Annotated in this window: 14 protein-coding genes; 9 read left to right on the forward strand and 5 right to left on the reverse strand. The window is 32.7% G+C overall.

Annotated features, from left to right (window positions below):
• Nucleotides 1-33 precede the first annotated feature (33 nt).
• The 4 genes from flhC to A9G31_RS10930 form a co-directional block, all read right to left on the reverse strand.
• Nucleotides 34-642 (reverse strand): flagellar transcriptional regulator FlhC, encoded by a 609-nt coding sequence (gene flhC, locus A9G31_RS10915; protein ID WP_051634099.1) that lies wholly within the window; start codon nt 640-642, stop codon nt 34-36.
• A 13-nt stretch (nt 643-655) separates the two neighbouring features.
• Nucleotides 656-985, reverse strand: coding sequence for a flagellar transcriptional regulator FlhD (gene flhD / locus A9G31_RS10920; protein WP_034909475.1), 330 nt, complete (start codon nt 983-985; stop codon nt 656-658).
• A 181-nt stretch (nt 986-1,166) separates the two neighbouring features.
• On the reverse strand, nt 1,167-1,916 hold the full coding sequence (locus A9G31_RS10925) for an RNA polymerase sigma factor FliA (protein ID WP_238552610.1): 750 nt from the start codon (nt 1,914-1,916) through the stop codon (nt 1,167-1,169).
• A gap of 141 nt (nt 1,917-2,057) precedes the next feature.
• Entirely contained in the window at nt 2,058-2,870 is an 813-nt protein-coding gene (locus tag A9G31_RS10930; RefSeq protein WP_065561656.1) for a flagellin N-terminal helical domain-containing protein, read from the reverse strand.
• Nucleotides 2,871-3,201: 331 nt separating this feature from the next.
• Between A9G31_RS10930 and fliD the strand changes: the two genes are divergently transcribed.
• The 3 genes from fliD to A9G31_RS10945 are packed head-to-tail and all read left to right on the forward strand — an operon-like array spanning nt 3,202 to nt 5,385.
• Complete coding sequence (gene fliD, locus A9G31_RS10935) at nt 3,202-4,635, forward strand: flagellar filament capping protein FliD (protein WP_051634100.1); 1,434 nt, start codon at nt 3,202-3,204, stop codon at nt 4,633-4,635.
• A gap of 9 nt (nt 4,636-4,644) precedes the next feature.
• A complete protein-coding gene (gene fliS, locus A9G31_RS10940) occupies nt 4,645-5,025 on the forward strand; it encodes a flagellar export chaperone FliS (protein WP_065561657.1) in 381 nt (126 codons plus the stop codon).
• Between the two features lie 12 nt (nt 5,026-5,037).
• The gene (locus A9G31_RS10945) at nt 5,038-5,385 is read left to right on the forward strand and encodes a hypothetical protein (RefSeq protein ID WP_065561658.1); all 348 of its coding nucleotides are present in this window, start codon (nt 5,038-5,040) and stop codon (nt 5,383-5,385) included.
• 164 nt (nt 5,386-5,549) lie between these two features.
• Here the strand turns inward: A9G31_RS10945 and fliE are convergent, their stop codons facing one another.
• Nucleotides 5,550-5,858 (reverse strand): flagellar hook-basal body complex protein FliE, encoded by a 309-nt coding sequence (fliE, locus tag A9G31_RS10950; RefSeq protein ID WP_065561659.1) that lies wholly within the window; start codon nt 5,856-5,858, stop codon nt 5,550-5,552.
• Between the two features lie 175 nt (nt 5,859-6,033).
• Between fliE and fliF the strand changes: the two genes are divergently transcribed.
• From fliF to A9G31_RS10980, 6 genes are read left to right on the forward strand one after another with little or no spacing between them, the layout of a single operon-like run.
• Nucleotides 6,034-7,749 (forward strand): flagellar basal-body MS-ring/collar protein FliF, encoded by a 1,716-nt coding sequence (fliF, locus tag A9G31_RS10955; protein ID WP_065561700.1) that lies wholly within the window; start codon nt 6,034-6,036, stop codon nt 7,747-7,749.
• Nucleotides 7,746-8,744, forward strand: coding sequence for a flagellar motor switch protein FliG (gene fliG / locus A9G31_RS10960; RefSeq protein ID WP_065561660.1), 999 nt, complete (start codon nt 7,746-7,748; stop codon nt 8,742-8,744). The genes fliF and fliG overlap by 4 nt, the downstream gene beginning before the upstream one ends.
• On the forward strand, nt 8,737-9,507 hold the full coding sequence (locus tag A9G31_RS10965) for a flagellar assembly protein FliH (protein ID WP_176700400.1): 771 nt from the start codon (nt 8,737-8,739) through the stop codon (nt 9,505-9,507). The genes fliG and A9G31_RS10965 overlap by 8 nt, the downstream gene beginning before the upstream one ends.
• Nucleotides 9,503-10,882 (forward strand): flagellar protein export ATPase FliI, encoded by a 1,380-nt coding sequence (gene fliI / locus A9G31_RS10970; RefSeq protein WP_034909495.1) that lies wholly within the window; start codon nt 9,503-9,505, stop codon nt 10,880-10,882. The genes A9G31_RS10965 and fliI overlap by 5 nt, the downstream gene beginning before the upstream one ends.
• Nucleotides 10,883-10,894: 12 nt before the next feature.
• Complete coding sequence (fliJ, locus tag A9G31_RS10975; protein ID WP_051634102.1) at nt 10,895-11,356, forward strand: flagellar export protein FliJ; 462 nt, start codon at nt 10,895-10,897, stop codon at nt 11,354-11,356.
• The gene (locus A9G31_RS10980; protein WP_065561662.1) at nt 11,346-12,452 is read left to right on the forward strand and encodes a flagellar hook-length control protein FliK; all 1,107 of its coding nucleotides are present in this window, start codon (nt 11,346-11,348) and stop codon (nt 12,450-12,452) included. The genes fliJ and A9G31_RS10980 overlap by 11 nt, the downstream gene beginning before the upstream one ends.
• Nucleotides 12,453-12,500: the final 48 nt, after the last annotated feature.

Here is a 12,500-nt window from a genome sequence, read left to right on the forward strand (position 1 = left end):
AATAACGAACGGCTGAATTGCTTTAATATTTATTTAAGCAGTGATCTGTTTGGCAACTGATGAATTTAAATAACTTGGTTTCGATAACACTTTCATGCATTTTTCGTCATTTTCTTTTTGTGTCTTATTATTTTTATCCGCCCTTGACGGAGGCTGACATAAACTGCAAGTAAAAGTATTTTGTGGATGATAAGCGTGTGTAATAAAACGTCCACGACATGCGTTACAACATGATTGTTGCATTATTTTCCTTTCGACAAATTTGACTAATATCCACGCTCTGGTTAATCCTAAAACAGGTTTATCCTTATGTGATAAAAATTGGCATTGCTCTAAATAAAGTTGATAGGCTTTTAAGATAGTTTGAATGCCTGATTTTAGACCATTTTTAACTAAATAAGAGTATGCGTTATAAAAAATACTCGCATGGATATTAGGTTCCCATGTCATAAACCACGAGGTTGAAAACGGTAATAAACCTTTAGGTGGAGGACATCCTTGAATCTCTTTATAAAGCTTTATAAGTTTATTTCGACTTAAGTTGGTTTCACTTTCCAGCATTTGGATTCTTCCACCTAGGGAAATCAATTTGATAGCGAGTTGAGTTTCCTCATATTTTTGGATAATACTTGTACTTGTCATCTTAGTTCCTTAGCTACTTATTGATTGAATCTAATAGCAAACTTGATAAAAGAATTCCTGTATGCATCTGTTTAATATCACCAATGCGAGATTCTTCAGTAAGTTTTTTCATCATTTCAGCATTTTCAAATCGTAACTGAAAAGTTAATTGATTTGTTTCTGATAGAATCAACATTTGAGAGGTGTTTAAACGGCTAAGTATATCTGCCGTTTCTTCATCAATACCTAATCGATACATTGCCATGACTTTGTCTTTCTCAATCATTTTCTGGCTTAATAGTAGTGTTGATAGATTCAAATGATGTATACATTTTAGAATATCGTCATCTAATAAATTTCCCAATTTAGTCACCAATCTATATTTGTAATTTTTCGCACAAAAAAACGAAAAATCAGTGAAATTAAACTAATTTCGTTTTTTTATGCTTAAAATTACATTTTTAAACGCAAAAGGTCAATAAAAAAATAATTTCAATTATTTTTTATTTTAATTACACTTTATTTTGATTGTTTTTTTATTTTTTCTAAAAATTAATTTTACTTTGTATTCTTTTGATAGCTTGGCTATGTAATTGGCTCACTCTTGACTCACTAATATCCATTACTTTACCAATCTCTTTTAAATTGAGATCCTCTTGGTAATAAAGTGATAAAACAAGTTTTTCTTTTTCTGGTAGTTTTTCAATTTGTTGAATAATTGTATTACGAATTTCCTCATCTATTAGTGCTGAAAAAGGATTATTATCTTCATCACATTTAATAATGCTATCAATGTTATCACCCAATTTTTTATGAATTTCATCATACGAACATATTTGGCTATTATTTGAATCTAATAAAATTTTTCGGTATTCGCTTATAGGTAGTTCTAAGTATTTAGCAATCTGATAATCACTAGGAGGTGTACCTAACTTCTGTTCTAATTCATTAATTGCTGTTGTAACATCTCTAATTTTCTTACGGGTTTGTCTTGGCAACCAATCACGACTACGTAGTTCATCAAGCATTGCTCCTTTAATTCTTGGTATGGCAAATGTAGCAAAAGTATTACCTTGAGATGAGTCATAACGTTTTATAGTATCTAATAAACCGATATAGCCAACTTGTAATAAATCATCAAGCTCGACTGTTGCAGGTAAACGAACTGCTAATTTTAAAGCTTCATTACGCACTAAATGAATATATTGCTGCCAATCGATTTGGTGTATTACACCGCGTGAGTTATATAAGCTATCATCCATTTTTGAACCAATGTTAAAAAAAATGTCTAACATTATTATGACGATGGTTAGCAAATTTAATGGGTTGAATAAAGGGCTAAAAAATAGCTAATTATCATTATTAGCCATAACAGCATTATAAAATGCCGTTATGGTTATATGACAGGGTTATAATAACTAAAATGAGAAACAGAATTATTGCAATAAAGAAAGTACAGATTGAGGTACTTGGTTAGCTTGTGCTAATACTGAAGTACCTGCTTGTTGTAAAATTTGACCTCGAGTCATGTTTGATACTTCTGTTGCATAATCAGCATCTTCAATACGGCTACGTGCAGAACTTAAATTATTGACAGTATTATTGATATTAGTTACAGTTGATTCGAAACGGTTTTGTACCGCACCTAGTTGCCCTCTTAATGCATCAATTTTTGATAATGCAGAATCAATTGTTTTTAATGGATCTTTTGTTGGTGAATCAGATACGTTAAATCCATTTAAACCAAGTTCAGTGCTATCAATTTTTTTCAAATTGATTTCAATAGTTTCGCCATCATTTGCACCAACCTGAATTTTAAGTGTTTTATCTTCAGATAATACTTTAGAACCATTGAAATCAGTTTGGTTAGAAACACGATCAATCTCATCTAGACGTTGATCAATTTCATTTTGAATTGATACTAAATCACTTTCAGAGTTGGTACCATTTGCTGCTTGAACAGTTAATTCACGAATACGTTGTACGTTGTTGTTGATTTCGTTTAATGCACCTTCAGTAGTTTGTGCAAGTGAAATACCATCATTTGCATTACGAGCAGCTTGTGTTAATCCTTTGATGTTTGATGAAAAACGGTTAGCAATTGCTTGACCTGCTGCATCATCTTTTGCGCTATTAATACGCATACCTGATGAAAGGCGCTCAATAGAAGTACTAAGAACGCTTTGAGAATTGTTAAGGTTATTTTTTGCCATTAAAGACATTGTATTTGTATTAATTACTTGTGCCATTTTTATCTCCAATAATATAAATATTAAAATCAACAAGATGTTTAAATTTAATTCAATATTCTTGTTGACAAATAACTTATCGGTAACAAAATAGGGAACTTTAATATTTTTGATGATTATTTTTTTATGGTAGCAGTTTGGTTGCAAATTAAAACTGATATTATTAAATAAATCATAGCATTATTTATTTGGAAATAATTTCCCGATGATTTTTTATTCAAAAAATAGATTGCCATCAATTTATTAGATAAATATTTAAAGGAAGACTAAATTTTTTTGATTGTCAGCCGATATAAACAATATTGAATAATTGTTATAGGTAGATTAAATCATGGCAATGAGCGCACTAGGTATTGGTTCTGGAATCGATCTTAATGGTATTTTAGATCAACTAGAAGTGGCCGAAAAAACACGTTTAACCCCAATTACAACTCAACAAAAAGCAATTAATGCGAAAATTAGTGGTTTTGGTAAATTAAAAAGTGCATTAACAACATTTAATACTGCAACGGAAAAACTTCAAAAAAAAGAGCTTTTTCAAAGCCGAATAGCAACAGGAAATGACAATTATTTTTCGGTAAAAGCAAATAGTAAAGCAGCATTAGGTAATTATACAGTTACAGTTGATCAATTAGCGACATCTCATGGTATTGCTACATCGACGATCAATGATAAAAATGCTAAGTTAGGTAATGATAACCAAACGCGAACTATTATTATTGAACAAACGAATGGTCAAAAACTTGATATAACCTTATCTCAGGATGAGGTATCTTTAGAATCAATAGCAAATGCCATTAATAATGCCAAAGTTACTAATGAAGATGGAACAACCAGCTCTTCAACAATAAATGCTGCCATTATTCGTTCTGGATCAGATGGTTATCAATTAGTTATCACATCGAAAGAAACAGGTGAGCAACAAAGCATTACTTCTATCTCATCTGATGATGAGAAGTTAAACGATATTATTGGGTTTGATATTAATCAACCAAACAATAGCCATATGACTGAAGTTTCAAAAGCGCAAGATGCTAAATTTTCGTTTAATGGTATTGCCATAACAAGTAGTTCTAATACTGTCAAAGAGGTCGTTGCCGGTGTTGATATTACATTAAAAGCAACTACAACAACAAGTCAAAATTTGGTAATAACCGCAGATGATGAAAAAGCCGAAGAAGCAATTAAAGAATGGGTAGAGGCATTTAATCAGTTACAATCCACAATATCAACATTAACCCAGTTCACCACTGAAGAAAAAAATTCCAAGGAATTAAATAGCAGTAATGGTCCGCTTGTTGGGGATGCAACATTGCGTAATATAGATCAAAGCATTCGTTCGATATTTTCTAAAGGACAATCCGGCGAGTTTTCGGTATTAGCCCAAATAGGTATTAATATGGACAAGAATGGTACGTTAACTATTAATGAAAATGCTTTAAAAAAAGCATTAAGTGAAAACAGTGATGCAGTCGCAACACTGTTTACTGGTGACGGTAAAAACACAGGAATTGCAAATGAAGTTTTTGCTAAAGTCAGTGGGTTTATTGATAGTGATGGTATGATTGATTCAGCAACTAATGGTTTGAATGCAACATTAAAGTCATTAGATAAACGCCATGAACAAGTGAGCAATTCTATTGAACAAACTATTGAGCGTTATCGGGTGCAATTTACCAAATTAGATATTTTAATTAACGAGTTAGATAGCATGAGTAATTATTTAACAACTCAATTTGATATGATGGCAAATTTAAAAAAATAGAGAATAGTAATGTATAAAATGGGCTCTCATGCTTACGAGCAAGTGAATTTAGAAACGCGTATTAGCCAAGCATCCCCCCATCAATTGATTGTTTTATTATTTGATGGAGCACTTAATGCAATTAAATTGGCTAGCTTATATATTCAAAAAGGTAATATTGTTGGTAAAGGTAACGCAATTTCTAAAGCGATTAATATTGTTGATAATGGTCTTAAAAGCTGTCTAGATTTAGAAAAAGGCGGTGAAATTGCCGAAAATTTAGATCGTTTATATCACTATATTAGCCAACAATTGTTATTGGCTAATTTACATAATGATCAAGAAAAATTGCAAACTTGTTACGATTTACTTAACAATATTGCTGAGTCGTGGCGTGAGATTGCTAAGTAAAAAAGGATGATTATGCAAGGAAATAACTTATTAGAACAATACGAACAATTCAACTATGTTGTGGAACAAATGTTAGTTAATGCACAGAATGAAAAATGGGACTTATTGTTGAGTTGGCAGGCAAAATACCTTCAATTATCGAAAGGTATTATGTTGGTTGATGATTTTGCAAAAATTGAAAACTTACCATTGCAACATCAAGACATGATTCTAATGTATATCAAAAATATACTTAGCTATCAACAGCAGTTAACCCAATTAATGATTACTCGTCATTCTCAGCTTAGAGGTTTAATAGGTAAACATGTTGATTATCATAACAAAGTAGGAAACTACCAAAAAATTGCGAGTTTAGTATAAATTTTAGAAGCGTTTGGTTCGGGCCTTATTTTTCATAATAAGGCCATGAAAATCTGTTACTGTGTTGATTAAATATATTATTTTATGCCAGAATAAATAATCATACATAAAACAACCGCACAAAAAATATCTCTTTTTATTTATTATCTAATAGAGGCTATGAATTAAACATTCATATTCATAATTTCTTGATAAGCAGCAACCAGTTTATTGCGTACTTGAATACCAAACTGCAATGAAACCGATGATTTTTGCATATTAACCATGACCTCATTCAATGAAATATTTGCATCTCCCATTTCAAAAGCTTTAGCTTCATTATTTGTTTGTATTTGTAGTTGACTGATGTTATCTAAAGCGGTTTTTAATTCTGAAACAAAGTTTTTATCTGCAAAATTCGTTTTTGAGGAAATTGACGTTGATTCATTTAAATCATCAAGTTTAAATGAATTTAATATGTTGATTGTATTCATTTATTGTGTTTATTTTTCTGTTTTTTGTTAATGTGTCGCTAAATTTATCATAAAAACTAAAAAACAAAGGGTCTAAGTAAGGGAAAAAGTGCACGCTTTTCTCGCCATTGAATTTTTTAAATACATGGATAATAACGAACAGAGTTAATCTAAATAGTTTAGAGTCAGGGTGCCAATGGCTAGTCAAACAGTCAATAATAAAGGTGAATCAATATTAAATAAGTTGCCTTTTATAAATCAACTAAAACAAAACACCAAAATGGCATTGTTAATTGCAGCTGTAATTATAATAGCCATTATTAGTTTTATTTATTTATGGGCTAAAGATGAGTCTTATGCAGTTTTATTCAGTAATTTAAATGATAAAGATGGTGGTGAAATTATTAGCCAGCTTGATAAGATGAATATTCCTTATCAATTTTCGTCTTCTGGTTCCACAATCTTAATTCCGCAAGATAAAGTTTACGATACCCGATTACGTATTGCTCAGCAGGGTTTACCAAAAGGTGGGGCAGTTGGTTTTGAATTGCTCGACAAAGAAAGTTTTGGTATGAGCCAATTCAATGAACAAATAAATTATCAACGAGCTTTAGAAGGCGAATTATCCCGAACAATATCCATCATCAGTAGTATTGATGATGCTAGAGTGCATTTAGCAATGCCTAAACCTTCTTTATTTGTCAGGGAAAGGAAATCTCCTTCAGCATCGGTGGCATTAACGTTATTTCCTGGGCGCTCATTATCACAAGGTCAAATCGATGCCATTATCCATTTAATTTCTAGTAGTGTGCCAGAATTACAAGCAGATAAAGTGACCATTATCGATCAGCATGGTCACCTGTTAACTGGTGAAGGTTATCGTGATAGAAACACAAATGTCGCTCAACTCGAATTTGGTGAGCGAATTGAAAATAATATTCGTGAGCGAGTAGAAAAAATTATCACGCCAATTTTGGGTAAAAATAATGTCAAGGTACAAGTGAATGCTGATATTGATTTCAGTCGACAAGAATCAACATCAGAAACTTATGATCCTAATAGTGATATTGCTAATCAAACTATTCGCAGTAAGCAACAAGTAGAAAATCGTCAATCAGCTAAAAGCTATGGTGTAGGTGGTGTGCCAGGAGCTTTGTCTAATCAACCTGTACCTGCATCTAGCGCGCCAATCGATGAACAAGAATCGACTGAAAAACACGATAAGCAAGGAAATTACAGCTTGCAATCAAATAATACCGTTAATTTTGAAGTAAATAGAAAGGTTATACACAGTCAAATACCTGAAGGTCGTATTAAACGTTTATCGGTTGCTGTTTTGGTGAATTATAAATTTGTTACAACCGAGCCAGATAATGTTAAATCTGAGGATGTTGACAATGACAAAAACAAGTCATCTTCCATAACTGAGCAATGGGTAAAGCTAGATAGTGATGAACTGAAAAATATTGAAGCATTAGCCCGTCAGGCAATGGGTTTTTCTGATTTACGTGGTGATAGCTTGACTGTTGCAAATTTGAAATTTACCGATCAAACACTTGATGACAACGATAATATGGCATTTTGGAAAACTTCTGAATTTTATGATTCTGCTAAAACAGTAATTAAATATCTAATTTATATTATTATTTTATGGTTTGCGTGGCGTAAGGTTTTACGTTCGGTATGGATAAAATTACAACGTAAATTCCTTATTGATAATGGAGAATCATTAGTTTCTCAATCTACCGTAGACGATAAATTAGATTATAAAGCTCACAGTAAACAACAGCAAAAAATATTTGAAGATAATACGCAACAACAACAGCATATACGGAAAATTGTTGAAAAAGAACCGCGTGTAATGGCACTAATTATTCGTAATTGGATAAATAAGGAGGACACTGAGCAATGATATTAAGTGAATCTCAAAAAGTAGCTGCGATTTTAATGGTGTTAGGTGAAGGGTTAGCGGCACAAGTTATGCAACATCTTAACCATAAAGAAGTGCAACAAATTAGTAGTGCGATGATGTCATTACCTCAATTTTCTCAAGAACAGTTGAAAGGTATACTTAACGAGTGCCAAGTTGCTCTTGAAGAATGCGCTGTTTTAAATACCGATCCAGATGGTTACTTACGTACAATATTGGGTCGATCTCTTGGTAGTGAAAAAGCCGAACGTTTACTGGATGAATTATTAGATACAGGAAAAGAAGAAGCAACCGATGGTCTTGAAATGCTCAACTATGTCGATGCTACAAGAGCAGTTGATTTGGTCAAAAAAGAACATCCACAAATTATTGCAACTATTTTAGTTCATCTAAATCGTGATTTAGCGGCAGAAATTCTAAATCTATTTGATGATGAATTACGAAACGATGTCATGTTACGTATTGCAACTTTTGGAGGAGTAGAGCCTTCTGCACTTCAATTACTCTCAACTTCATTATCGACTTTACTACATGGTCAAAATATCAAACTTAATAATCTTGGTGGTATACGTACTGCGGCAGAAATTATTAACTTAATGAAAACGCAGCAAGAAGAGCAAGTTATTAATGCATTGCGTGATTATGATGGCGAGTTAACCCAAAAAATTATTGATGAAATGTTCTTATTTGAAAATCTTGTTGAAGTGGATGATAGAAGTATTCAACGCTTACTTAAAGAAGTCGATAATGAAATATTAATAATTGCATTGAAAGGTGCATCGGTTGAATTACGAGAAAAACTATTGAGTAACATGTCACAGCGAGCGGCATCTATCTTACGTGAAGATTTAGAAAATAGACCTCCTGTACGTTTATCTCAAGTTGAAACTGAACAGAAAAAAATACTGGCTATTGCTCGTCGATTAGCAGAAAGTGGTGAAGTGATCCTAAGTAGCGGTGATGATGAATATGTGTAATCGGCCCGATAGATTAAATTGGGAACCATTAAGTTTTCAAGATTTCTCTTTACCCGAATTACCGAAATTAAGTAAAAATGAAGTTGCTATAAACGTTGGAACTGATGATCCTGAAACAGAACTAACTGCTACCGAGATAGATAATGTTGTAATTGAACCAGAGTTAAATCAGGCACAACAGTTAGAGCAATTAAAAGAAGAGGTAAAAAAACAGGCTTATCAGGACGGTTTTAATTTAGGTCAACAAGAAGGTTTCAATGCAGGTAAGCAAACTGGTTATGATGAAGGATATCAAATTGGCGAGCAAGAAGGGCGCCAGTTCATTGAACAACAACTTAATGAAGAAAAATTAAATGCCGTTCAAGCTATAGCTAATTTAATAGCTAATTTTCAAAATTCGATTAACGAGATCGATGAATTAATTGTTCCTAAACTGCTTGATTTAGCATTGATTGCTGCGCAAAAAACAGTAGGCATGATACCAAAAGCTAAGCAAAAACAGCTTATATATACCATAAAAACATTAGTTGAACAGTGTTCAGTCTTGTCTGAACCTATTGCATTGCATCTTAATCCAGCTGATTTACTGTGGTTAGAACCCATGCTGAATGATGAAATCAGTCAACATCATTGGCAACTTATTGCCGATTCTAACGTAGAACAGGGTGGATGCAAGATATTTACCGAAACTAATGAAATTGATGCAAATATCGATCAACACTGGCAAATAATGTCTGATAGCTTAAAAGAGGACAATCATTAACGTGAGATATTCTGCACAATGGCTAAATAAAATTGACCAAGCTACACAACAACTTGAATCACTATCACTAATCCGCCAATATGGAAGATTGATTAAAGCATCGGGACTTGTGCTAGAAGCTATTGGACTAAAGTTACCTTTGGGGTCTAACTGCTTGGTTGAACGACAAACCGACGGTCGAATTGAGCCTGTTGAGTGTGAGGTAGTTGGATTTAGTGATAAAACACTTTATTTAATGCCATTTGAATCAACTGACGGTATTTTATTAGGGGCTCGAGTCTATACTAAGCAATATGATCTAACACATTTTAACCATAAAGTATTACCTATGGGAATGGGATTATTAGGTCGAGTGGTTGATGCTATGGGAAACCCCTTAGATGACAAACCATTACCTGAGCATATTGAGTATGCTGGATTAGCCAATAAATCCCTGAATCCACTACAACGTACTCCTGTTCATCAGGTTCTTGATGTTGGTGTCAGAGCTATAAATGCCTTGCTAACCGTTGGCAAAGGGCAACGAATGGGCTTATTTGCTGGATCAGGGGTTGGTAAAAGTGTCTTACTAGGCATGATGGCTCGTTATACGCAAGCGGATATTATTGTTGTCGGTTTGATTGGTGAACGAGGTCGAGAAGTTAAAGACTTTATCGAAAATATTTTAGGCGAAGAAGGATTGGCTCGAGCGGTTGTTATAGCAGCACCAGCGGATGTTTCGCCATTATTACGCTTACAAGGAGCGGCATATGCAACAAAAATTGCTGAAAACTTTCGTGATAAAGGCTTTAACGTTTTATTGATTATGGACTCTTTAACTCGTTATGCTATGGCACAACGAGAAATTGCTTTAGCAATTGGTGAACCCCCAGCAACTAAAGGTTATCCTCCATCAGTCTTTGCAAAGTTACCCGCATTAGTTGAAAGAGCTGGCAATGATGAAGAAGGGAAAGGCTCAATTACTGCATTTTATACGGTATTAACCGAAGGTGATGATCAACAAGATCCGATTGCAGATTCGGCTCGAGCAATTTTAGATGGACACATTGTTTTATCTCGATCTCTTGCTGAATCAGGACATTATCCAGCTATTGATATTGAGGCTTCAATCAGTCGCGTAATGACAGATCTTACTGCTCCTGAAGATGAAAAAAAATCTAGATTATTTAAACAATTATTTTCAAGTTTTCAACGAAACCGTGATTTGATTAATGTTGGTGCTTATGTATCTGGCACAGATCCATTATTAGACAGAGCAATAACGCTATATCCTGCTATGCAAAAATTTTTACAACAAGGTATTAATGAACATTGCTGTTATCAAGACGCTTATCAACAATTAGCGGCCATTGTTGAGCCACAATTAGCTCGTTAGGGAAATATCATAATGAATAAAAATCCTTCGCAACTTGCATTTTCAACATTAAAAAAATTGGCGCAAAAGTCGGTAGACGATAACTTGATAAAACTAAAAAAAGCAAATGAAAATCATCAAAATGCACAATCACAGCTAAATGTTTTAAATAATTATTATGTTGAATATCAACAAAAATTAAATAATGCCTTATTTGAAGGTATTAAAGGTAGCGAGTTAAACAATTTTAAATCGTTTATTGCTTCAATTGAACAAGGTATTGAGCAACAAAAAAAACTATTGTTATCGTTAGATATTAAACAAAAGCAAATTACAAATCAGCTTAATCAATCACAAAAAAGCTTAAACACATATACCACACTATTAAATAAGCAGTATAACCAATATTTGCAACGACAAAATCGGTTACAGCAAAAACTGACAGATGAATTTGCGCAGTTACAATTAGCAAGGAGAGTATTAAATGAATGTTGATCTTATCAATGGATTGAACCCTACTGTTTCTCATCAATCAGATCTTGTTGAAACCAATTTAACGAATAATGGTAATGATTGCTTTCAACAATTATTACAACAAAGTGAAAATCAAACCGAACATAATAAAAAAACAGTTAATGCCAAATTAAAAGGTATCGATGATGCGCAAGAAGATAATGATCATAATGTTGAAATATTAATTACGGAAATTTATCCCTTTAATATACAAACACCAATAGCACAAGATAGTGATATAAAAATAGATCAAAATACTGAAACATTAAATGTTAATTTATTCGATGGATCATCATCAGAAGTGGTAATCGATGAGCAAGCAACGCATTTACTTACTTCTATTTATGACAGTGAAGATTTAATTAATAAAGTAACATCACAAACAGAAATAAAAACTAAACCTGTGGATAAAGGAACGACAAATATTAAAGATAATATTAATAATTTTGCTAACTCAAAAAATGAATCGCATAAAGCTAGTGAATTTATGCAGAAAGTAGTGATAAATCAAGTCCAATTAATAAATAATTACGATGATGAAGGACAAATGGTTACTAATCAAGAGCCATTTTTGTTAGCCAATACCAATGGACAAAACCAGCTATTATCACAAACTAGTATTAGCGCAAGATCAGCGACAATAAATTTACCTACACAAAATATTATGCAGTGGCAAACTTCATTAACTGAACAAATTATCATGTTTAATCGTCAAGGAATTCAGACTGCCGAAATAAAATTACATCCACAAGAGTTAGGTTCAATGTACATTAAGCTTGCAATGAATGATGATAAAATGAATCTTCATATGATGGCAGCACATAGCGTTGTTAAAGGTATGTTAGAATCGGCTTTACCTTTTTTAAGAACATCATTAGAAGATCAAGGTATTACACTAGAGCAAACAAATATCGGTGATTTTTCAATGATGAATGATTCAAAACAATCTGATACACCGCAACAAACAAAAAGCAATCAAACCCAGAAAGTCGTATCACTTGATGTAATAGACGATAGTATTGAGCAATCTCTAGTTGAAAGTCGATCAATTAAATCTAGACTTAGTATATTTGCTTAACTAATAAGATTATTATTTTTTGAGCAATTTTATATTTTAAATCAATTG

The organism is Gilliamella sp. Gris1-4, from assembly GCF_001690335.1.
Taxonomy (GTDB): Bacteria; Pseudomonadota; Gammaproteobacteria; order Enterobacterales; family Orbaceae; genus Gilliamella; species Gilliamella apicola_P.

Bases quoted from the DNA above. Each gene is read 5' to 3' on its own strand.
- fliF (WP_065561700.1), top strand. From the start codon at position 6,034: ATGGCTAGTCAAACAGTCAATAATAAAGGTGAATCAATATTAAATAAG.
- fliE (WP_065561659.1), bottom strand. From the start codon at position 5,858: ATGAATACAATCAACATATTAAATTCATTTAAACTTGATGATTTAAAT.
- flhC (WP_051634099.1), bottom strand. From the start codon at position 642: ATGACAAGTACAAGTATTATCCAAAAATATGAGGAAACTCAACTCGCT.
- fliD (WP_051634100.1), top strand. From the start codon at position 3,202: ATGGCAATGAGCGCACTAGGTATTGGTTCTGGAATCGATCTTAATGGT.
- fliG (WP_065561660.1), top strand. From the start codon at position 7,746: ATGATATTAAGTGAATCTCAAAAAGTAGCTGCGATTTTAATGGTGTTA.
- A9G31_RS10925 (WP_238552610.1), bottom strand. From the start codon at position 1,916: ATGTTAGACATTTTTTTTAACATTGGTTCAAAAATGGATGATAGCTTA.
- fliJ (WP_051634102.1), top strand. From the start codon at position 10,895: ATGAATAAAAATCCTTCGCAACTTGCATTTTCAACATTAAAAAAATTG.
- A9G31_RS10965 (WP_176700400.1), top strand. From the start codon at position 8,737: ATGTGTAATCGGCCCGATAGATTAAATTGGGAACCATTAAGTTTTCAA.
- fliS (WP_065561657.1), top strand. From the start codon at position 4,645: ATGTATAAAATGGGCTCTCATGCTTACGAGCAAGTGAATTTAGAAACG.
- A9G31_RS10930 (WP_065561656.1), bottom strand. From the start codon at position 2,870: ATGGCACAAGTAATTAATACAAATACAATGTCTTTAATGGCAAAAAAT.
- A9G31_RS10945 (WP_065561658.1), top strand. From the start codon at position 5,038: ATGCAAGGAAATAACTTATTAGAACAATACGAACAATTCAACTATGTT.
- A9G31_RS10980 (WP_065561662.1), top strand. From the start codon at position 11,346: ATGAATGTTGATCTTATCAATGGATTGAACCCTACTGTTTCTCATCAA.